The organism is Streptomyces sp. NPDC005820, assembly GCF_040630255.1.
Classification (GTDB): Bacteria; Actinomycetota; Actinomycetes; order Streptomycetales; family Streptomycetaceae; genus Streptomyces.
In genome coordinates, this window is the sequence record NZ_JBEXXE010000034.1 from 61,362 (window position 1) to 83,564 (window position 22,203).

19 protein-coding genes and 1 pseudogene are annotated in these 22,203 nt (G+C 71.8%); all 20 read left to right on the top strand.

The window, feature by feature from the left end:
• Positions 1 to 76 precede the first annotated feature (76 nt).
• On the top strand, positions 77 to 1,036 hold the full coding sequence (locus ABZ464_RS34820) for a 5-dehydro-4-deoxyglucarate dehydratase (RefSeq protein ID WP_359283856.1): 960 nt from the start codon (positions 77 to 79) through the stop codon (positions 1,034 to 1,036).
• Entirely contained in the window at positions 1,033 to 2,208 is a 1,176-nt protein-coding gene (locus ABZ464_RS34825) for a hypothetical protein (RefSeq protein ID WP_359283858.1), read from the top strand. The genes ABZ464_RS34820 and ABZ464_RS34825 overlap by 4 nt, the downstream gene beginning before the upstream one ends.
• Before the next feature lie 70 nt (positions 2,209 to 2,278).
• A complete protein-coding gene (locus ABZ464_RS34830; RefSeq protein WP_359283860.1) occupies positions 2,279 to 2,896 on the top strand; it encodes a TIGR03086 family metal-binding protein in 618 nt (205 codons plus the stop codon).
• A 103-nt stretch (positions 2,897 to 2,999) separates the two neighbouring features.
• The gene (locus ABZ464_RS34835; protein WP_359283863.1) at positions 3,000 to 3,761 is read left to right on the top strand and encodes an MBL fold metallo-hydrolase; all 762 of its coding nucleotides are present in this window, start codon (positions 3,000 to 3,002) and stop codon (positions 3,759 to 3,761) included.
• Positions 3,762 to 3,910: 149 nt separating this feature from the next.
• Positions 3,911 to 4,567 carry a GntR family transcriptional regulator gene (locus tag ABZ464_RS34840; protein WP_359283866.1) on the top strand — a complete coding sequence of 219 codons (657 nt, stop codon included), beginning with the start codon at positions 3,911 to 3,913 and terminating at the stop codon, positions 4,565 to 4,567.
• The gene (locus ABZ464_RS34845; protein WP_359283868.1) at positions 4,564 to 5,475 is read left to right on the top strand and encodes a dihydrodipicolinate synthase family protein; all 912 of its coding nucleotides are present in this window, start codon (positions 4,564 to 4,566) and stop codon (positions 5,473 to 5,475) included. The genes ABZ464_RS34840 and ABZ464_RS34845 overlap by 4 nt, the downstream gene beginning before the upstream one ends.
• Entirely contained in the window at positions 5,472 to 7,217 is a 1,746-nt protein-coding gene (gene araD / locus ABZ464_RS34850) for an L-arabinonate dehydratase (protein WP_359283870.1), read from the top strand. The genes ABZ464_RS34845 and araD overlap by 4 nt, the downstream gene beginning before the upstream one ends.
• Positions 7,218 to 7,345: 128 nt before the next feature.
• Positions 7,346 to 8,281: a sugar ABC transporter permease gene (locus tag ABZ464_RS34855; RefSeq protein ID WP_359283872.1), complete on the top strand. Its 936-nt coding sequence runs from the start codon at positions 7,346 to 7,348 to the stop codon at positions 8,279 to 8,281.
• Entirely contained in the window at positions 8,278 to 9,177 is a 900-nt protein-coding gene (locus tag ABZ464_RS34860) for a carbohydrate ABC transporter permease (protein ID WP_359283875.1), read from the top strand. The genes ABZ464_RS34855 and ABZ464_RS34860 overlap by 4 nt, the downstream gene beginning before the upstream one ends.
• Positions 9,174 to 10,463, top strand: a complete 1,290-nt coding sequence (locus ABZ464_RS34865; RefSeq protein WP_359283877.1) for a pectate lyase — start codon at positions 9,174 to 9,176, stop codon at positions 10,461 to 10,463. The genes ABZ464_RS34860 and ABZ464_RS34865 overlap by 4 nt, the downstream gene beginning before the upstream one ends.
• Entirely contained in the window at positions 10,460 to 11,614 is a 1,155-nt protein-coding gene (locus tag ABZ464_RS34870) for a Gfo/Idh/MocA family oxidoreductase (RefSeq protein WP_359283879.1), read from the top strand. Before ABZ464_RS34865 ends, ABZ464_RS34870 begins: the two co-directional genes overlap by 4 nt.
• Positions 11,614 to 12,465, top strand: coding sequence for a PmoA family protein (locus ABZ464_RS34875; RefSeq protein WP_359283882.1), 852 nt, complete (start codon positions 11,614 to 11,616; stop codon positions 12,463 to 12,465). Before ABZ464_RS34870 ends, ABZ464_RS34875 begins: the two co-directional genes overlap by 1 nt.
• Positions 12,462 to 13,970, top strand: a complete 1,509-nt coding sequence (locus tag ABZ464_RS34880) for a family 43 glycosylhydrolase (RefSeq protein WP_359283884.1) — start codon at positions 12,462 to 12,464, stop codon at positions 13,968 to 13,970. The genes ABZ464_RS34875 and ABZ464_RS34880 overlap by 4 nt, the downstream gene beginning before the upstream one ends.
• A gap of 33 nt (positions 13,971 to 14,003) precedes the next feature.
• Complete coding sequence (locus ABZ464_RS34885) at positions 14,004 to 16,013, top strand: pectinesterase family protein (protein ID WP_359283886.1); 2,010 nt, start codon at positions 14,004 to 14,006, stop codon at positions 16,011 to 16,013.
• 60 nt (positions 16,014 to 16,073) lie between these two features.
• Positions 16,074 to 17,411: a sugar ABC transporter substrate-binding protein gene (locus tag ABZ464_RS34890; RefSeq protein WP_359283888.1), complete on the top strand. Its 1,338-nt coding sequence runs from the start codon at positions 16,074 to 16,076 to the stop codon at positions 17,409 to 17,411.
• 91 nt (positions 17,412 to 17,502) lie between these two features.
• Positions 17,503 to 18,297, top strand: coding sequence for a rhamnogalacturonan acetylesterase (locus ABZ464_RS34895; RefSeq protein WP_359283891.1), 795 nt, complete (start codon positions 17,503 to 17,505; stop codon positions 18,295 to 18,297).
• Between the two features lie 49 nt (positions 18,298 to 18,346).
• Complete coding sequence (locus tag ABZ464_RS34900) at positions 18,347 to 19,663, top strand: pectate lyase (protein WP_359283894.1); 1,317 nt, start codon at positions 18,347 to 18,349, stop codon at positions 19,661 to 19,663.
• 85 nt (positions 19,664 to 19,748) lie between these two features.
• A complete protein-coding gene (locus tag ABZ464_RS34905; RefSeq protein ID WP_359283896.1) occupies positions 19,749 to 20,864 on the top strand; it encodes a pectinesterase family protein in 1,116 nt (371 codons plus the stop codon).
• A 7-nt stretch (positions 20,865 to 20,871) separates the two neighbouring features.
• Complete coding sequence (locus ABZ464_RS34910) at positions 20,872 to 21,903, top strand: pectinesterase family protein (protein ID WP_359284005.1); 1,032 nt, start codon at positions 20,872 to 20,874, stop codon at positions 21,901 to 21,903.
• Positions 21,887 to 22,203: pseudogene (locus ABZ464_RS34915) on the top strand (hypothetical protein); the annotation flags it as partial. The gene ABZ464_RS34910 and the pseudogene ABZ464_RS34915, both read left to right, overlap by 17 nt.

Genomic DNA, 22,203 nt, shown 5'->3' on the forward strand with positions numbered 1-22,203 from the left:
AGGGTGAGCGTGTTCAGAAATGTGGACACCGGTCAGAAGAACGCACGAGTCGTACGAGTCGTTCCAGGGAGAGCCCGTGACGTCAGCCCCGCTCGCCGCCCCTCTCTCCGCCCGCCTCCGCATCCCGAGCGGACCGCTGTTCTTCCCCGTCACGGCGTACGGCCGGGACGGGGCCCTCGATCTCGACGTCTACCGCGCGCATGTGCGCCAAGGGGTGGAGGCGGGCGCCGCGGCCGTCTTCGCCTGCTGCGGCACGGGGGAGTTCCACGCGCTCACCCCGGAGGAGTTCCAGGTCTGCGTCCGGGCGGCCGTCGAGGAGACCGGCGGACGGGTGCCGGTCGTCGCGGGCGCCGGGTACGGGACCGCCCTCGCCGTGCGGTACGCGCGCCTCGCCGAGGCCGCGGGGGCCGACGGGCTGCTCGTCCTGCCGCCCTACCTCGTCGCCGCCGCCCAGGAGGGCCTGCTGCGGCACTACCGGGAGGTGGCGGCGGCCACCGCGCTCCCCGTGATCGTCTATCAGCGCGACAACGCGGTCTTCACCCCCGCGACGGTCGTCGAACTCGCCCGCACCGACGGGATCATCGGCCTCAAGGACGGCCTCGGCGACCTCGACCTCCTGCAGCGGATCGTCAGCGCCGTCCGCACCGAGGTCCCCGGCGACTTCCTCTACTTCAACGGCCTGCCGACCGCCGAGCAGACCCAGCTCGCCTACCGCGCCCTCGGGGTCACGCTCTACTCCTCCGCCGTGTTCTGCTTCGCCCCCGAGATCGCCCTCGCCTTCCACCGCGCGCTCACCACCGGCGACGAGGCCACCGTCCACCGACTGCTCGACGGCTTCTACCGCCCGTTCGTCGAACTGCGCGCGCGGGGCCGCGGCTACGCCGTCTCCCTCGTCAAGGCGGGCGTCCGGCTGCGCGGCCTCGACGTCGGCGAAGTCCGCCCGCCGCTGCACGAACCGGGCGAGGATCACATCAAGCAGCTCGCCCGGGTGATCGAGCGCGGCCACGCGCTCCTGGAGGAGGACAAGAACAAGTGAAGGCGTCTACGTTCGTCTACCCCTGGGACGTCAACGGCGATCCCGCGGCCCCCGCCCGGATCGCCTCCCTCGGCGTGGAGCAGGTGACCCTGGCCGCCGCCTACCACTCCACCCGCGCCCTCACCCCCCGCCACCCGCGCCACCGCATCGTCACCGCCGAGCACGCGGCCGTGCTCTACCCGGCGGACGCCCGCTGGGAGGGCCGGGAGCTGCGCCCCTACCCGGCGGGCGACTGGGCCCCGGGCGACGCCTACGGCGAGGCCGCCGAGGCCCTCGCGGGCGCCGGCCTGGAGGTGCACACCTGGGTGGTCCTCGCCCACAACTCCCGGCTGGGCGCCGACCGGCCGGACACCTCCGTCGTCAACGCCTACGGCGACCGCTACCCCTGGGCGCCGTGCATCGCCCAGCCCGCCACGCGCGCGTACCTCGTCGACCTCGCCGCCGAGGCCGCCGTGCGCCCCGGCGCGCACGGCACCGAACTGGAGTCCCTCGGCTGGTACGGCCTCCAGCATCTGCACGCCCACGACAAGACCGGCGGGGTCGGTCTCGGCGACGCCGGCCAGTACCTGATGGCGCTCTGCTTCTGCCCCGCCTGCCGGGCCGGCTACGGCGCGCAGGGCCTGGACGCCGACGCGCTCGCCGCCGCCGTGCGCGAGGCGCTGGAGCCTCTGTGGCAGGGGGCCGCGGCCTCCGCGCCGGACGACGGAGGCTGGGCGGGCGTCGAGAAGCTGCTGGGGGAGGAGACGGCGGCGGCCACGCGCGCGTGGCGCGACGACACCGCCCGCACGCTCCAGGAGACGGCGGTCGTCGCCGTCCGCGCGGCCGCCCCCGAGGGCTTCCAGGTGCTGCTGCACGCCGACCCCGTGACCCACCACGTGGGCGCCAACCCGGGCGTCGACCCCGCGCACATCCTGTCCGTCGCGGACGGCGTGGTGGTGCCGTGCGCCGGCGGGCCTGGCCTGCTGACGCCGTTCGCCGAGCAGGGCCGGGCGGACGCGGTGATCGCCGCCAACTTCGGCGTCGTCTCCGGCATGGGCGGCAGCCCGGCCACACTCACCGCGGACGCGGCACGCGCGCGTGACCTCGGCGCCACGGAGATCCGGCTGTACCACGCGGGCCTGGCGTCGGACGCGGACCTGACGGCCGTACGGGAGGCGCTGGCGGCGCGCTGAACAGGGTGCCCCCGGGGTGCCGGTCCGTCCGGGAGCGATGAGTTTCCGCTTCCCGGCCGGTCCACCCTGTATGACCGACACGACGACCGATACCGATACGACGGCCCACCTTCTCGACCTCGGACCCCAGACCCGGATCGTGGCGCGCCTCGCCGCGGCCGTCCGGGACGAGCAGCTCGCGGACGGCACGCCCTGCCCGGCCTACCCCGTGCGCACCCTGCTCGGCCATCTGGCCGGCCTCGCCGCCGCCTTCCGGGACGCCGCGCGCAAGGACCTGGGGGCCACCACCGACACCCCGCCGACCGACGCCGAACCCCGGCTCGCGCCCGGCTGGCGCACCGAGCTGCCCCGGGTCCTCGACGAACTGGCCGAGGCCTGGCGGGACCCCGCCGCCTGGACCGGCATGACCCGCGCGGGCGGCGTCGACCTCCCCGGCGCGGTCGCCGGAGCCGTCGCCGCCGACGAACTGGTGATCCACGGGTGGGACCTGGCCCGGGCCACCGGCCAGGAGTACACCCCCGACCCGGCCGCGCTCCGATCGGCGTCCACCTTCCTGCGCGCCGCCGCCGACGATCCGACCCGCGGCGGGGGGATCTTCGGCCCCGTGGTGCCCGTACCGCAGGACGCCCCGCTGCTGGACCGGGCGGTCGGCCTGAGCGGCCGGGCCCCGGGCTGGACGCCTCGGTGACCGCCGCAGAAGGCTCCGGCGGGCCGTAGACGGTCTTGTACGGATGCCGTAGACCTACGCAATCGGGGCCCGCCCGGCAGGGGCGGACCGTACGCTCCCCACCATGCCCCTGAGCCTCACCATCCTCGGTACCGCCTCCCCGTACCCCCGCCCGGGCCGCCCCTGCTCCGGTTATCTGTTGCGCGGCGGGAGCGCCGAGATCTGGGTGGACGCGGGCCCCGGAACGTTCGCAGAGTTGCAGCGGCACACTGATCCAGAACGGCTCACGGCGATCTGGATCTCCCACCTCCACGCCGACCACAGCGCCGATCTGCTCTCCGCCGCCTACGCGTTCGCCTACGGCGGCATGACCCCGCCGGTGCCCATCCTGGTGTACGCGCCCATGGACTGCGCCCGGCGACTGGCGGGCTTCTTCGGGCGGCCGGACATCCGGTTCCTGAGCGAGGTCTTCGACTTCCGGCCCCTGTACGACGGCCACACCGTCCGGCACTGGAACGTGCGGCTCACCTCGCGCGCGGTGGCGCACGACACCGAGGGGTACGCCCTGCGCGCCGAGTCCCAGGGGAGCGTCTTCGTGTACTCCGGGGACAGCGGCCCGTGCGACGCGCTCACCGAGACCGCCTCCGGGGCCGACCTGTTCCTGTGCGAGGCGGACATCGACCGGCAGGACGGAATTGGCGGAAGCGAACAGGTGCATCTGACTCCGGAGGACGCCGGTGACGTGGCCCGCAAGGCGGGCGTGCGCGAGCTGTACGTCACCCATGTCGGGCCCACGCTGACCCGCGAGGAGGCGACCGCACGGGCCGCGGCGGCCTTCGGCGGGCCGACCCGCACCGCGCGCGAGGGCGAGACCATCCCCTTCTGAGCCGGCGTCCGGCAACGCCAACTTCCTTTGTCAGAAGCATTGACGAAACACGGGACCCCTCCCTACCTTCAACGCGTCGTACTTCGTACGTCATATATGAGACGCGATATGTGAGATCCGATCCGAGATCTGAGATCCGAGAGGCGCGCATGACCTCTGTGCCCACGCCGATCCCCTCCCGCACGCAGTACGTGCTGGAGGAGATCAAACGCCGCATCCTCACCGGGCAGCTGACGCCGGGCCAGGCCCTGGTCGAGACCGAGCTCGCCGCACGGTTCGGGGTGTCCAAGACCCCGGTGCGCGAGGCGCTCAAGACCCTGGCCGGCACCGGACTGGTCGTCATGAGCCAGTACAAGGGCGTCACGGTGCGCATGGTGGACGCGGACATGGCGCGCGAGGTCTACGACGTACGGCTGCTGCTGGAGCCCGAGGCGCTCAAGCGGGCCGTCCGGCGCGGGGCCTCGCTGGACGCCGCCCGGGACGCGCTCGCCCGGGCCGACGACGCGGCCGACACCGCCGAACGCTCCCTCGCCAACCGGGAGTTCCACCGCGCCCTCTACCTGCCCTGCGGCAACCCGCTGCTCGGACGGATGCTCGACGAGGTCCGTGACCAGGCCGCCCTGGTCTCCGCCGTCGCCTGGGCCGCCTCCCCCTCCTGGGAGCGGGAGGCCGGCGAGCACCGCGAGATCCTGCGGCTCGCCCTCGACGGCGACGCCGACGGCGCGGCCCGCGCCCTGTACGCCCACATCGCGTCGTTCGTCGAGCGAGCGTTCCCCGAGGCAGCGAACCAGGAAGGTCAGGAATGAGCAGCGTGGCGTTCGAGACCCAGCGTGCGGCCCTGGCCGACGTGGTGGCGATCCCGGTGACCCCGTTCGCCGAGGACGGCACCGTCGACCGGCCCGCCCACCGGGCCCTGCTGCGCCGGCTGCTCGACGGCGGGATCACCACGCTCACGCCGAACGGCAACACCGGAGAGTTCTACGCCCTCGCCCCCGAGGAGCGCCGGCTGGTCACGGAACTGACGATCGACGAGGCGGGGGATCGTTCAACGATCCTCGTGGGGGTCGGGCACGACGTACCCACCGCCACCGCCTCCGCCCGGCACGCCCGGGACCTGGGCGCCCAGATGGTGATGGTCCACCAGCCCGTCCACCCGTACGTCTCCCAGCGCGGCTGGGTCGACTACCACCGGGCCATCGCCGAGGCCGTGCCCGAGCTGGGCGTCGTCCCGTACATCCGCAACGCGCAGCTGCACGGCGACCGCCTCGCCGAACTCGCCGACGCCTGCCCCAATGTCATCGGTGTGAAGTACGCGGTCCCGGACGCGTCCCGGTTCGCCGCCTTCGCCCGGGATGCGGGTCTGGAGCGCTTCGTCTGGGTGGCCGGACTCGCCGAGCCCTACGCCCCCTCCTACTTCTCGGCGGGCGCCACCGGCTTCACCTCGGGGCTCGTGAACGTCGCCCCGGCCGTTTCGCTGAACATGATTGAAGCGCTTCGATCAGGGGACTATCCGGCGGCCATGAAGGTCTGGGAGCAGATCCGCCGCTTCGAGGAGCTCCGGGCGGCGAACGGCTCCGCCAACAACGTCACCGTGGTCAAGGAAGCCCTTGCCTCCCTTGGGCTGTGCCGCAGCGACGTACGCCCGCCGAGCCGTCGGCTGCCCGAGGACGAGCGGGCCGAGGTCGCCGCCATCGCCGCCGGGTGGTCGATATGAAGCGCTTCGACGATCTTCCCCGCAAGCGGCCCGAGGAGCTGCGGAGCCACCAGTGGTACGGCACCGACGGCCTGCGCTCCTTCAGCCACCGCGCCCGCACCCGGCAGCTCGGCTACCTCCCCGAGGAACACCTCGGCAAGCCCGTCATCGCGATCCTCAACACCTGGTCGGACATCAATCCCTGTCATGTGCACCTCCGTGAGCGCGCGCAGGCGGTCAAGCGGGGCGTCTGGCAGGCCGGCGGCTTCCCGCTGGAGTTCCCGGTCTCCACGCTCAGCGAGACCTTCCAGAAGCCGACCCCGATGCTCTACCGCAATCTGCTCGCGATGGAGACCGAGGAGCTGCTGCGCTCCTACCCGGTCGACGGGGCCGTCCTGATGGGCGGCTGCGACAAGACCACCCCCGCGCTGCTCATGGGCGCGGCCAGCGTCGACCTGCCCGCCGTGTTCGTGCCCGCCGGGCCGATGCTGCCGGGCCACTGGCGCAACGAGGTCCTCGGCTCCGGCACCGACATGTGGAAGTACTGGGACGACAAGCGGGCCGGCCTCATCGGCGACTGCGAGATGGCCGAGCTGGAGAACGGCCTCGCGCGCTCGCCGGGCCACTGCATGACGATGGGTACGGCGTCCACGCTGACCGCCGCCGCGGAGGCGCTGGGCGTGACCGTCCCGGGGGCGTCGAGCATTCCCGCCGTGGACTCGGGACACGATCGGATGGCCGCACAAGCCGGCATGAGGATCGTTGAACAAGTCCACAAGGGGCGCGTCCTCTCCGAGATCCTCACCGCCAACGCCTTCGAGGACGCCGTCACCACCGTCCTCGGCCTCGGCGGCTCCACCAACGCCGTCATCCACCTCATCGCCCTGGCCGGCCGCGCCGGCGTCCGCCTCGCCCTCGACGACTTCGACCGCATCGCGCGCACGGTCCCCGTCCTCGCCAACGTCCGTCCCGGCGGCCAGAAGTACCTCATGGAGGACTTCCACTTCGCCGGCGGCCTGCCCGGCTTCCTCTCCCGGATCCCGGACCTGCTCCACCTGGACCGGCCGACCGTCTCGTACGACACCCTGCGCGAGCAGCTCGCCGGTGCCCAGGTCCACCAGGACGACGTCATCCGGCCCCGCGACAACCCGGTCGCGAGCGAGGGCGGGGTCGCCGTGCTGCGCGGCAACCTCTGCCCGGACGGCGCGGTCATCAAGCACATCGCCGCCGAGCCGCACCTGCTCAAGCACACCGGTCCCGCGGTCGTCTTCGACGACTACAGGACCATGCAGCGCACCATCAACGACCCGGAGCTGGGCATCACCGCCGACAGCGTGCTGGTCTTGCGCAACTCCGGCCCCAAGGGCGGCCCGGGCATGCCCGAGTACGGCATGCTGCCCATCCCCGACCACCTGCTCAAGCAGGGTGTGCGGGACATGGTCCGGATCTCCGACGCCCGGATGAGCGGGACGAGCTACGGCGCCTGTGTGCTGCACGTGGCACCGGAGTCGTACATCGGCGGACCGCTCGCCCTGGTCCGCACCGGTGACTCCATCACCCTCGACGTCGAGGCGCGCACCCTCCACCTCCACGTGGACGACGAGGAGCTGGAGCGGCGCAGGGCGGCCTGGACCCCGCCGCCCACCCGCTACGAGCGCGGCTACGGCGCGCTCTACAACGAGCAGATCACCCAGGCGGACACCGGCTGCGACTTCGAGTTCCTCGCACGGCCGGGCACGGTGCAGGACCCCTACGCGGGCTGACCGCAGCACCCGGCACGACCTCGCACACCCCTGCACACGGAGAAAGCGCTTCCTGTACGACGCATGCACGACGCATGCACGACGCATGCACGACGCATGCACGACGCAACTGAGATCGGAGAACAGTCATGGCCCAAGCCGCAGCCGTGGCGAAACCGCCCGCGCCACCCCGGCGGCGCCGTGCCTCCGCCACGCCCCGCAGGCTCCCGTACCTGCTGATCGCGCCGGCGGCCCTGCTGATGCTGGGCTTCATCGCCTACCCGGTGATCAGCGTCTTCTACTACAGCCTGCAGAACTACAACCCCACCAAGCCGTGGCGGAACGGCTACGCGGGCTTCGACAACTTCGTCCACGCCTTCACCGACGACCCGCAGTTCTGGGACACGCTGACCTTCAGCGCCAAATGGGTCGTCGTCGAGGTCGGGCTGCAGCTGCTGTTCGGTCTGGCGCTGGCGCTGATCGTCAACCAGACCTTCGTCGGCCGGGCGCTGGGCCGCGCCCTGGTCTTCTCCCCGTGGGCCGTCTCCGGCGTGCTGACCTCCGCGATCTGGGTGCTCCTCTACAACTCCCAGACGGGCATCACCCGTTACCTCGCCGACATGGGCATCGGCGAGTACGGCACCAGTTGGCTGTCGGACACCTCCACCGTCTTCCCGGCGGCGATCGTCGCCGACCTGTGGCGCGGGGTCCCCTTCTTCGCGATCCTCATCCTCGCCGACCTGCAGTCCGTCTCCAAGGACCTGTACGAGGCCGCCGAGGTCGACGGGGCGAGCCGACTCAAGCAGTTCTGGCACATCACCCTGCCGCACCTCAAGGACGCGATCGTCCTGTCCACGCTGCTGCGCGCGGTGTGGGAGTTCAACAACGTCGACCTGCTGTACACGCTCACCGGCGGCGGCCCGGCGGGGGAGACCACCACCCTCCCGCTCTACATCGCCAACACCTCGGTCGACGCCCACAACTTCGGCTACGCGTCCGCTCTCACCACGGTGGCGTTCGTGATCCTGCTCTTCTGCTCGATGGTCTATCTGCGGCTCAGCAAGTTCGGAGGTGGAGGCAAGTGATCACCAAGGAGGCCACCGAGGTCGCGCCCGCACCCGCGCCCGTGACCCCCGCCGCCGATCAGCGGCCGCGCAGGAAGCACCGCGCCTGGGACGAGGCCCCCCGCTGGCAGATCTACGTCCCCCTGTCGATCTACCTGCTCTTCACCCTGATCCCGTTCTACTGGATCCTGCTCTTCGCGCTCCGCCCGGCCGGCTCGACCTCGCTCGTGCCCTGGCCGATGACCTTCGAGCACTTCGAGAAGGTCTGGAACGAACGCGACTTCGGGATCTACTTCCAGAACAGCGTGCTCACCGGCGTCGCCACCCTGCTGCTCACCACCCTCGTCGCGCTGACCGGCGGCTACGCCCTGGCCCGCTTCGACTTCAAGATCAAGCGCGGCTTCATGCTGGCCCTGCTCTGCACCCAGTTCGTCCCGGGCGCGCTGCTGCTGGTCCCGCTCTTCCAGATCTTCGCCGAGCTGAAGATGATCAACTCGCTGGGCAGTGTCGTCATCGCCGAGACGGTCTTCCAGCTGCCCCTGTCGATGATCCTGATCAGCGGCTTCATCCGGAACGTGCCCTACTCCCTGGAGGAGGCCGCCTGGGTCGACGGCTGCGGCCGGCTCACCGCCTTCCGGATCGTCGTCCTCCCGCTGCTCCGCCCCGGCCTGATCGCCGTCGGCTCCTTCGCCTTCGTGCACGCCTGGAACCACTTCCTGTTCGCCCTGATGTTCCTCTCCGACCAGACCAAGCAGACCATCCCGGTCGGCCTCAACACCCTGATGAGCGCGGACAGCGTCGACCTCGGCGCGCTCGCCGCGGGCGGCATCATCGCCGCCGTCCCCGTCGTGATCGTGTTCGCCTTCATCCAGAAGTGGCTGATCACCGGCTTCAGCGCGGGGGCGGTGAAGGGATGAGACTCCGTCAGATCGCCTTCGTGGGGGTCCTGGTGGGCGCCTTCTGCCTCCCGGCCCACGCCGAGGCCCGGGACATCGGCCGCGACACCCTCGCACCGGACGACGGCTGGGCCGCGTACGGCACCGGCACCACCGGCGGCGCCGCGGCCGACGACGCCCATGTCCAGACCGTCACGAACCGCGCCGAACTCGTCCGCGCCCTCGACAACGGCAGCGCCACCCCGAAGATCATCAAGATCGCCGGGACGATCGACGCCGGCACCGACGACGACGGCGACCACCTGGACTGCGCCGACTACGCCACCGACGGCTACACCCTGAAGAAGTACCTGGCCGCCTACGATCCCCGCACCTGGGGCTCCGCCAAACCGGCCGGCGCCCAGGAGGAGGCCCGGCAGGCCTCGGCGGCCCGGCAGGCCGAGCGGATCGTCCTGACCGTCGGCTCGAACACCACGATCGTCGGCCTCGGCAAGGGAGCCGTCCTCAAGGGCGCGAGTCTCCAGGTCAGGAACGCGGACAACGTCATCCTCCGCAACCTCGACCTGCGTGACGCCTACGACTGCTTCCCCGTCTGGCAGCCCAACACCGGCGGCCTCGGCGACTGGAAGACGGCGTACGACAACGTCTGGCTGACCGGCGCCACCCATGTCTGGGTCGACCACATCACCGCGAGCGACCGGGGCCACCCCGACGAGGACGAGCCCACCTACTTCGCCCGCAACTACCTCCGCCACGACGGCCTGCTGGACATCACCAACGGCTCCGACCTGGTCACCGTCTCCTGGAGCCGGTTCGCCGACCACGACAAGGCGATGCTGATCGGCAACAGCGACTCGGCCACCGGGGACCGGGGCAGGCTCCGGGTCACCCTGCACCACAACCAGTTCGAGTCCGTCGTCCAGCGCGCCCCGCGGGTCCGCTTCGGACAGGTGCACCTCTACGACAACCGGTACGTCGTCCCCGAAGGCGCGGAGTACCGCTACTCGCTCGGCGTGTCGACCGAATCCGGGATGTACGCCGAGAACAACGCCTTCCACACCCCCGGGCACATCGAGGTCGCCGACCTGGTCAAGAGCTGGAACGGCACCGCCCTGCAGCAGAGCGGCACCCTCTTCAACGGCTGGCCCGTCGACCTCCTCGCCATCCACAACGCCTACAACAGCGGCAGCGAGCGCGATCTCACCGCGGACGTCGGCTGGACGCCTACCCTGCACGGAAAGATCGACAGCGCCGCGGTGGCCGACCGCGAGGTGGCCCACGGCGCGGGCGCAGGGAGGATCCCATGACCATCGACATCGTTCTGGCGGGCGCGCGCGGCCACGGCCGCTGGCACCTGGACAACATCCGCCGGCTCCAGGACAAGGGCATCGTCCGGCTGGCGGGCATCTGCGAACTGACCCCGCTCACCCCCGACGAGATCCCCGAGGGCCTCGGCGCACCGGAGCAGTCCGCCGACTTCGGCGCGCTCCTCGACTCCACCGGCGCCCGGATCGCGGTGATCTGCACCCCGATCCCGACCCACACCGACCTGGCCCTCACGGCCGCCGCCCGCGGCGTGCACGTGCTGCTGGAGAAGCCGCCCGCCCCGTCCTACGCCGAGTTCCGCCGGATGGCCGACGGGGTCGCCGAGGCCGGCGTGGTCTGCCAGATCGGCTTCCAGTCGCTGGGCTCGCACGCCGTGCCCGCGATCCGCCGGATGATCGCCGACGGGGTGATCGGCGAGATCGCCGGGGTCGGCGGCGCCGGCGCCTGGGCCCGCGCCGAGGCGTACTTCCGGCGGGCCCCCTGGGCGGGCAAGCGACGGCTGAACGGGGTCGACGTCATCGACGGCGCCCTCACCAACCCGCTCGCGCACGCCGTCGCCACCGCCCTCGCCCTGGCCGGCGCCACCCGCGCCGAGGACATCGGCGGCATCGAGACCGAGCTGGCGCACGCCAACGCCATCGAGTCCGACGACACCTCCTGCGTCCGCGTCACCACCGAGGACGGCCTGCCGATCGTGGTCGCCGCGACCCTGTGCGCCGAGGACCCCGACGACCCGTACGTCGTCGTGCACGGCGGCCGGGGCCGGATCACCTACTGGTACAAGCAGGACCGCGTCCTGCTCCAGCGCGCCGGCCACGGACCCGAGGAGTTCGAGTACGGCCGCACCGACCTGCTGGAGAACCTCGTCGAGCACCTCGCCGACGGCACGGACCTGCTGGTCCCGCCCGCCGCCACCGAGGCCTTCATGCGCGTCGTCGAGGCGATCCGCGTCGCCCCCGACCCCGTACAGCTCGACCAGGACACCTGGCACCTGCTGAAGGACGAGGACCGCAGGGTCGTCCCCGGCATCGACGGACTGGTCGCCGCCGCCGCCGACACCCTCGCCCTCTACTCCGAACTGGGCGCCCCCTGGGCGCTCACGACCGCGCATCCGAAAGAGGTGAGCACCTGATGGCACCAGCCGCCGACGCACCGGTCGTGCTGCGCGTCGCGGGCCGCCCGGTCGGCCGCTACGTCACCCGGCCCGAGCTGCCCGTCCGGCTCTCCCCCCGCCCCTACCTCCACCCCGTCACCACCCTGGCCGGCACCGAGGTCACCGAACTCGCCCCCGCCGACCACCTCCACCACCTCGGCGTCGGTGTAGCCGTACCCGACGTCGAGGGGCACAACTTCTGGGGCGGACGCACCTACGTCCGCGACCGGGGCCCGACCGAGCTCGACAACCACGGCGTCCAGCGCCACCACTCCTTCCAGCTCCGCGACCCCGACGGCTTCGTGGAGGAGCTGCGCTGGGTCGCCCCGGGCGCCGAGCTGCTGCGTGAGCGGCGTACCGTCGCGGCCACCGAACTCACCGACACGGCCTGGGCGCTCGACTTCACCTTCTCCCTCACCAACGTCACCGGGGCCCCGCTGTCCGTCGGCAGCCCGGCGACCAACGGACGCCCCGGCGCGGCCTACGGCGGCTTCTTCTGGCGCGCCCGCAAGGAGGACACCGCCCCGGACGTCTTCACCGCGCACACCGAGGGCGAGGCCGAGGTCCACGGCGGCCGGGCCGACTGGCTGGCGCTGGCCGGCACCGGCTGGACCCTGGTCTTCGCGGGCGCCACCGACGCCACCCGCCGCGACCCCTGGTTCGTGCGCACCGCCGAGTACCCGGGCGTCGGCTCCTCGCTGGCCTCGGACACCCGGCTCACGATCGCCCCCGACGACACCGCCGTACGCCGGATCGTCACCGTCGTCGCCGACGGCCGCCTGGGCCGCGACGAGGCGGCGGCGCTGGTGCGGAAGGCGGTCAGCCAGTGACCGACGACGTGTACACCAACCCGATCCTGAACGCCGACTGGTCCGACCCGGACGTCGTGTGCGTCGGCGACGACTTCTACCTCACCACCTCCAGCTTCGGCCGCGCCCCCGGACTGCCCCTGCTGCACTCCCGGGACCTCGTCAACTGGACGCTCGTCGGCCACGCCCTCGAACGCCTCCAACCCGCCGCGGAGTTCACCGCCCCCCGGCACGACTGCGGGGTCTGGGCCCCGTCGATCCGCCACCACGACGACCGCTTCTGGATCTTCTGGGGCGACCCCGACCAGGGCGTCTTCCAGGTCAACGCCCCGGAGATCAGGGGCCCCTGGACCCGCCCGCACCTGGTGAAGGAGGGCAAGGGGCTCATCGATCCCTGCCCCCTGTGGGACGAGGAGAGCGGCGAGGCGTATCTCGTGCACGCCTGGGCGAAGTCCCGCTCGGGCGTCAAGAACCGGCTCACCGGCCACCGGATGCACCCCGACGGCACCTCCCTCCTCGACGAGGGCAAACTGATCGTCGACGGGGACCGCATCCCCGGCTGGTTCACCCTCGAGGGCCCCAAGCTCTACCGGCACGACGGCTGGTTCTGGATCCTGGCGCCCGCCGGGGGAGTCGAGACCGGCTGGCAGGGCGCCCTCCGCGCCCGGGACTTCTTCGGCCCGTACGAGGAGAAGGTCGTCCTCGAACAGCGGGACACCGAGGTCAACGGCCCCCACCAGGGCGGCTGGGTGCGCACCCCGGCCGGCGAGGACTGGTTCCTGCACTTCCAGCAGCGCGGCGCCTACGGGAGGGTCGTCCACCTCCAGCCGATGCGCTGGGGTACGGACGGCTGGCCGGTGCTCGGTGCCGAGGGCGCCCCCGTCGCCGTACACCGGAAGCCCTCCCTGCCCCCGCAGCCGCCCGCCGCGCCCGCCACCGACGACGACTTCCCCGGCGGACGCTTCGGCCGCCAGTGGCAGTGGACCGCCAACCCCCAGGACGGCTGGGCCACCCACCACTCCGGCGACGGCCTGCGGCTGTCCTGCGTCCGTACGGCGGACGCCCACGACCTGCGCAAGCTGCCGAGCGTCCTCACCCAGCGGCTGCCCGGCGTCCCGTCGGCCGTCGAGGTGGAGCTGACCCTGCACGGTCAGGAGCCCGGCGCCCGCGCCGGACTCGCGGTCCTCGGCGACGCGTTCGCCTGGATCGGGCTGGAGCGCGCCGGAGACGGAGGCGTGCACCTCGTCCACCGGTTCGCCGAGCCGGTCGCCGCACACGAACGCGACGCCGCCCACCCGCTCCTCGTCCCCGGGGGCCGGGCCCGGCTGCGGATCGAGATCGGCGCGGGCGCCCGCTGCCGGTTCTCCTACGACATCGGCGAGGGCCCGCGCGCTTCCGGCCCCGTCTTCGCCGCCACCCCCTGGCGCTGGGTCGGCGCCCTGCTCGGTCTCTTCGCACTCGCCCCCTCGGGACCGGGGCACGCCGGAGCGGCTTCGTTCACGCAGTTCCGGATCAGACAGCTCTGACCCCTTCCCCCCACACGCCTGTCGGGAGCCGCAATGACGCACTTCCCCAGCAAGCGCTTGCCAAGGCCGACGCCCGGACCGGGTGCGGTACTGGCCGCCGTCGTCTGCCTGCTCGCCGCCCTGGGCCTGGGCGTGGCGGGCGAGGCGAGGGCCGCCGCACCGCGGTCCACCGCCTCGCAGTCCGCGATGTCGGCCCCCGACCGCTGGACCGACCGCGCCCATGGATTCGCCTCCCTCGCCGGGGGCACCACGGGCGGGGCCGGCGGCAAGGTCGTCACCGTCACCGACCAGGCCGCGCTCGCGCGGTACGCGGCGGCCGAGGAGCCGTACGTCATCCGGGTGAAGGGGTCGGTGGCGGTGGAGCCGTTCGGCTCGGACATCGTGGTCGGCTCGAACAAGACGATCATCGGCGTCGGCGACACCGGCGAGATCGTCCACGGCGAGCTGCACCTGAACCCGGGCACCCACAACGTCGTCATCCGCAATCTGACGATCCGGGACTCGTACGTCGAGGGCGACTGGGACGGCAAGACCACCGACTTCGACGCGATCCAGATGGACACCGCCGATCACGTCTGGATCGACCACAACCGCTTCACGCACATGGGCGACGGGCTGCTCGACATCCGCAAGGACAGCCAGTACATCACCGTCTCGTACAACCAGTTCACGCACCACAACAAGGCCTTCGGGATCGGCTGGACGACCAACGTCCTCACCCAGATCACCCTCGACCACAACTGGTTCACGGGCACCAAGCAGCGCAACCCCTCGGCGGACAACTGCGCCTACGCCCACCTCTACAACAACTACCTGTCCGCCCAGGTCGCGGACGGCGACCCGGTGTGGACGTACGGGAACTGGTCGCGCGGCCGCACGAGGATGGTCATCGAGAACAGCTACTACGACGGGGTCCAGCACCCCTACCAGGCCGACGCCACGGCGGAGCTGGTGCAGCGGGGCTCGATCCTGAGGAACACGAGCGGGCGTACGGACGCCTGGGGCACGGCCTTCGATCCGCGGGAGTTCTACGCCTACCGGCTGGACCCGGCGGCGGCCGTCCCCGCCCTGGTGAAGCGGTTCTCGGGCCCGCAGAAGCGGATCGGGGTCACGCTGGACGTGCCGGGCGCCTACCCGACCGTGCAGTCGGCCGTGGACGCCGTGCCCGACGGCAACGCCGACACCGTGACCCTCGCGATCGCCCCCGGCACCTACCGCGAGAAGGTCTACATCCCCGCGACCAAGCCGCATGTGGTGCTGCGCGGGACCGGACGCGACCGCTCCGACACCGTCATCGTGTACGACACCCCGGCCGCGTACGGGGGTTCGACGGGCAGTGCGACCGTGCGGATCGCCGCGAACGACGTGACCGCCCGCCGTCTCACCTTCAGCAACGACTTCGACGAGGCCGCGGTCGAACTGAACGGCGAGCAGGCGCTGGCGATGAAGACGACCGGCGACCGGATCGTCTTCGAGGACACCGCCTTCCTCGGCAACCAGGACACGTTGATGACCGACAGCCCCAAGCTGACCACCGTCAGCCGGGTGTACCTCCGCGACTCGTACATCGAGGGAGACGTCGACTTCGTCTACGGGCGGGCCACGACCGTGATCGAGCGGTCGGTGATCCGGCTGCTCAGCCGGGGCTCCACCACCAACAACGGCTATCTGACGGCCGCCTCGACCTGGACGGGCAACCCGTACGGGTTCCTGATCACCCGCTCGAAGGTCGTCAGCGACGCCCCCGAGCAGTCCTTCCACCTGGGCCGGCCCTGGCATCCGGGCGGCGAGCCGGAGGCGGTCGCGCAGGTGCTGATCCGGGACACCGAACTGCCGGCCGCGGTCAAGTCCGCGCCGTGGACCGACATGAGCGGCTTCTCGTGGCGGGACGCCCGCTTCGCCGAGTACCGCAACCACGGGCCGGGCGCGGCGGTCTCGGCGGACCGGCCGCAGCTGAGCGACGAGGACGCCCGGGCGTACACGGTCGCCGCCTACCTCGCGGGCACGGACGGCTGGGCGCCCTGCGCCCCCGCCACCCCCTGACCCCCCACAACTTCATATCTCCGTTGGATCCAGAAGAACCAGAAGAAGAGAGCCGACCACATGAAGAGCAGCATCCGCAGAAGCAGGCGCGCCGCACTGGCCGTCGCCCTGGGCTCCGTGCTCGCGCTGACCGCCACCGCCTGCGGTGACGACGGCAGCGGCAGCGCGGGGGACAAGGGAGGCGAGGGCTCGGGCAAGGGCGAGATCACCTTCTGGGACAACAACGGCGGTGTCCGCACCGACATCTGGAAGGAGATCATCGCCGACTTCGAGAAGGCGAACCCGGACATCAAGGTGAAGTACGTCGGTGTCCCCGCCGACAGCGTCCAGTCCAAGTACGACACCGCCATCCAGGGCGGCGGTCTGCCCGACGTCGGCGGTGTGGGCGCCGCGATGCTCGCCGAGGTCGCGGCGCAGGGCGCCCTCGAACCGCTGGACGACCGCCTCGCCAAGAGCGACCTCAAGGACCAGCTCAACGCCAAGTTCCTGGACAGCGTCAAGGCGGCCGGGGTCGACGGCAAGACGTACAGCGTGCCGACCTCCGCCAACAACGGCACGCTGTGGTACCGCACCGACCTGTTCGAGCAGGCGGGCCTGGAGGCGCCGACGACCTGGACGAAGTTCTACACGGCCGCCGACAAGCTCACGAACAAGGGCAAGAACGCGTTCGGCTACACCATCCGCGGTGGTGCGGGCTCGATCGCGCCGGCGCTGGACGCCACCTACGGGCAGAGCGGCATCACCGAGTTCTGGAGCGGTGACAAGACCACGGTCAACGACCCGAAGAACGTGGCCGCGCTGGAGAAGTACGTCGGCCTGTACAAGAAGGACACCCCGACCGCCGACGTCAACAACGACTTCACCAAGATGGTCGCCCAGTGGGACAGCGGCACCATCGGCATGCTGAGCCACAACCTCGGCTCCTACGCCGACCACCAGAAGGCGCTCGCCGGCAAGTTCAAGGGCATCCCCGCGCCGACGCAGGACGACGGCACCCGGGTGCAGGTGTCCAACCCCGTCGACGGGCTCGGGCTGTTCAAGTCGAGCAAGAACAAGACCGCCGCCTGGAAGTTCATCGAGTTCGCCGCGGGCCACGAGGCGAACAGCAAGTGGAACGAGACCGCCGGGCAGGTGCCGGCGAACCTGGAGGCCGCGCAGGACAGCTGGGTGCAGTCCTCGGAGCCGACGAAGCTCGCCGCCGAGGCGCTGTCGGGGGACGGCACGAAGATCGTGCAGCTGCCGTACTACCTGCCCGACTGGAACACGATCTCCAAGGCCGACAACGAGCCGAACTTCCAGAAGGTGCTGCTCGGGAAGATGAGCGCGAAGGACTTCCTGGACACGCTCGCGGAGCAGCTGAACGCCGCTCAGGCCGACTGGAAGAAGAACCACGGATAACTCGGGTGGTTCGGGCGCGGGGCGGCTGCGGGTCCGTTGTGGCCGGTCGCGCAGTTCCCCGCGCCCCCGACAAACATGAGGTGGACGTTCGTTGTCTCTTACCCGTAGGCAGGTCACCACGGCGGCGCTCGCCGCCCTTCCGCTCGGTGCCGTCGCGGCCGGGCCCGCTCATGCCGGGGGCCGAAGGTCCCGTACCGTCTTCATCGCCGGTGACTCCACCGCCGCCCAGAAGTACTCCGATGCCGCGCCCGAGACCGGGTGGGGCATGGCGCTGCCCTTCTTTCTCTGTTCCGGTCTGCCCGTCGCCAACCACGCCGTCAACGGGCGCAGTTCCAAGAGCTTCGTCGACGAGGGACGCCTCGACGCCGTCCTCGCGGCCATCAGGCCCGGCGACTTCCTGATCGTCCAGTTCGCGCACAACGACGAGAAGACCACCGACCCCACCCGCTACACCGAGCCCTGGACGACGTACCAGGACTATCTGCGGATGTACCTCTCCGGTGCCCGGGCGAAGGGGGCGCGGCCGGTGCTCGCCACGCCCGTGGAGCGGCGGCGCTTCGACGCCGAGGGGAACGCGCTGCCGACGCACGGGGAGTACCCGGCGGCCATGCGGGCGCTCGCCGAGGAGGAGGGGGTGGCGCTGCTCGACCTCCAGGCGCTGTCGCTGGCGCTCTGGCAGGAGCTGGGCGTCGAGGCGACGAAGACCTACTTCAACTGGACCGACACCGAGCAGGACAACACGCATTTCAATCCGCCGGGCGCGATCGCCGTGGCGCGGCTCGTCGCGCGGGAGCTGCTGCGGACCCGGGTGCTCGGACCTCGGGACGTGGTCCGGCTGCACGACGAGATCCCCACGTCCTGGATCACCTGGCCCGACCCGTCGTAGCCCGACCCGTCGTAGCCCGACCCGTCGTAAGTAAGAGGAGAACCGCACAGTGCGTACACAGAAATGTCATGGACGCGTCATTGCTGCCCTGGTGGGGTGCACCGCGCTGGTGCTGTCCGTCACCGGTACGGCGGCCTCGGCCCACGCCGCGTCCCGGGACCTCGGCCGCCAGACGCTGCCCACCGGAGACGGCTGGGGTTCCTACGGGACCGGCACCACCGGGGGAGCGGCCGCCGACGCCGAGCACGTCTACACCGTCACCACCTGGGCCGAGTTCAAGGCCGCCCTCGCGGCCGGCGGCTCCGCCCCGAAGATCATCAAGGTGAAGGGCGTCATCGACGCCGTCGCCGAGGGCTGCGACGCCTTCGCCGCGCCCGGCTACGACTTCGACGCCTACCTCGCCAAGTACTCCCCGCAGGCCTGGGGCCTGGACACCGACCTCGGCGCCGAGCCCGACGACAGCCCGGAGGGCCTGCGCCGCACCTCCCAGGCCAATCAGGACAAGGCCATCAAGGCGGTCGTCCCCTCCAACACCACCATCGTCGGCGTCGGCCGCAACGCCGGGTTCAAGGGCGTCAGCCTGCAGATCAAGGCCGTCGACAACGTGATCGTCCGGAACCTGTCCTTCGAGTCGCCGATCGACTGCTTCCCGCAGTGGGACCCCACCGACGGCTCCAACGGCAACTGGAACTCCGAGTACGACACCGCCGTGGTGTACGGGGCCACCCATGTGTGGCTGGACCACAACACCTTCACCGACGGCTCCCACCCCGACAGCGCCGCCCCCACCTACTTCGGGATGCTCTACCAGCAGCACGACGGCGAGCTGGACATCGTCCGCGGCGCCGACTACGTCACCGCCTCCTGGAACGTCTTCACCGAGCACGACAAGACGATCCTCATCGGCAACAGCGACAGCGAGTCGACCGCGGCGGGCGACCGCGGCCACCTGAAGGTGACCTTCCACCACAACCTGTTCTCGAACCTGGTCGAGCGCGCGCCCCGCGTCCGCTTCGGCCAGGTCGACTCCTACAACAACCACTTCGTCGCGAACGGCGACTACGCCTACAGCTTCGGCATCGGCAAGGAGTCCCAGCTCGTCGCCGAGCACAACGCGTTCACCCTGCCCGACGGGGTCAGCGCGGCCAAGGTTCTCAAGCGCTGGAACGTCTCGCCGCTGACCGCCGACGACAACTACGTCAACGGCACCGCCACCGACCTGATCGCCGTCCACAACGCCGAGATCCCCGGCGAGGTCCTCCAGTCCGGCGCGGGCTGGACCCCGACCCTGCGCACCAAGGTCGACCCCACCCAATCCGTGCCCCGGATCGTCGACTGCGGCGCGGGCGCGGGACGCCTCGGCTGACCGGTCCGCACCCCCGTGCCGGGGCGGCGGCGCCCGCCGCCCCGGCCACCTCCCCAGCAGAGCCGCACCGCCAAGGAGCACCCGCATGCACCCCCTGTCCAGAAGGCGGTTCCTCGCCGCGACCGCGGGAACGGCCGCCGCCCTCGCCCTGGCCGCACCGGCCGCGCAGGCCGCCCCCGGCCGACGCGGCCCGTTCGGCCGCCACGGCAGCCCGGCCGCCCGCCTCACCCCCCAGACCCTGTACGTCGACCCGCTCGGCCGGGGCGATGTCACCACCGTCCGCGACGCCGTCGCCGCCACCACCGGCAGCGGCTGGACCCTCGTCCTCGCCGCGGGCGTGTACCGCGAGACGGTCGTCCTCGACACCACCCGCACCGAGGCCACCTGGATCGGCGCCCCCGAGGACCCGCGGGCCGTCGTCATCGTCCACGACAACGCCGCAGGCACCCCCAAACCCGGCGGCGGCACCTACGGCACCACCGGATCGGCCACCACCACCGTGCAGGCCGACGGCTTCACCGCCCGCTGGATCACCTTCGCCAACGACTGGCTGCGCGCCGACCACCCCGACATCACCGGCACCCAGGCCGTCGCCATCAAGGTCCAGGGCGACCGCTCCGCCTTCCACCACTGCCGCTTCCTCGGCCACCAGGACACCCTGTACGCCGACTCGATCGCCCTGACCTCCTTCGCCCGGCAGTACTACGCCCACTGCTACGTCGAGGGCGACGTCGACTTCGTCTTCGGCCGGGCCACCGCCGTCTACGAGCAGTGCCACTTCCGCACCCTGAACCGCACCGACCTGGCCGCCGCCCCCTACGGGTTCGTCTTCGCCCCCTCCACGGCGGGCGCCAACCCGCGCGGGTACCTGGTCACCCGCAGCCGGGTCAGCAGCGAGGCCCCCGACGCCTTCTACAAGCTGGCCCGCCCCTGGGTCCCCAGCTCCGACACCACCGCCCGGCCCTCGCTCACCGTCCGGGACACCCACCTCGGCCCCGGCATCGACGCGGTGGCCCCCTACACGAACATGTCGGCCTCCTTCCCCTGGCAGAACCAGCGGTTCGCCGAGTACCGCAACACCGGCCCGGGCGCGGAGATCACCGTCCCCGAGAACCGGCCCCAGCTCACCGACGAACAGGCCGGGGCGGCGACCCGCGCGGCCCACCTCGGCGACTGGGAGCCCTGGAAGGGGGAGTGCTGACATGGCACTGCGCAGACGCACCCTCCTCACGGGCCTCACGGCCGCCGCCCTGCTCCCCGCCACCCCGGCCCTCGCCCACCCCCGCCGTGTCCTGCACGTCCGCCCCGGCGACTCCGTCCAGGCGGCCGTGGACGCGGTCGACGGACCCGGCTGGACGATCGTCGTGCATCCCGGGACGTATCGCGAGGTCGTCAACATCCCTGCGCAGACAAGCGAGTTGACGCTCCGGGGCGCGAGCCGCGACCCCCGCGCCGCCGTGATCGTCCACGACAACGCCAACGGGACGCCCCGGCCCGACGGCTCCGGCACCTACGGCACGGCGGGCTCCGCCACCTTCACCTCCGCCGCCCCCGGCCTCACCGTCCACGGCCTCACCCTCGCCAACGACTGGCTGCGCGCCGACCACCCCGACATCACCGGCACCCAGGCCGTCGCCGCCTACGTCACCGGCGACCGCAGCCACTTCGAGAACGTGCGCCTCCTCGCCCACCAGGACACCCTCTTCGCGGACACCACCGCGCTGGACGCCTTCGACCGGCAGTACTACCGCCACTGCCACATCGAAGGAGACGTCGACTTCGTCTTCGGGCGTGCCCGTGCCGTCTTCGAGGGCTGCCGCTTCCACACCCTCCAGCGGGACGTGACCTTCACCCCCAAGGGCATGGTCTTCGCCCCCTCCACCGCCCGGGCCAACCCCTACGGCTTCCTCGCCCTCCGCTCCCGGATCACCTCCGGGGCCGAGGACGCGGCGTACAAGATCGCCCGGCCCTGGGTGCCGTCGTACGAGACGACCGCCTGGCCCTCCCTGGTCGTCCGGGACACCTGGATCGGCCCCGGCATCGACGCGGCCGCCCCCTACACCAACATGCGGGACGCCTACCCCTGGCAGACCATGCGCTTCCGCGAGTACGCCAACTCCGGCCCCGGTGCGGAGATCTCGGCACCGGAGAACCGCCCCCAGCTGACGGCCGAGGAGGCGGCCCTCCACACCCGGCGAACCTACCTCGGGGACTGGAGGCCGTATGACCGGCGGCCGTGACCCTCTGGGACGGCGGGCGTTCGTGGCCGGGGCGGGGGCGGCACTGCTGGCCGGGGGAGGCGCGGGGCGCGCGGCGGCGAAGGGCGCCGACCCGGCCGTCTCCGGCCCGGCAGGCTCCGAGCCGACCGGCGCTGCGTCGTCGGCGTTCGCCGGGACTGCGGGCGCCGAGCCGGTCGGCGGTGTGTCGTCGGCGTTCGCCGGGAGTGCGGGCGCCGAGCCGGTCGGCGGTGTGTCGTCGGCGTTCGCCGGGAGTGCGGGCGCCGAGCCGGTCGGCGGTGTGTCGTCGGCGTTCGCCGGGAG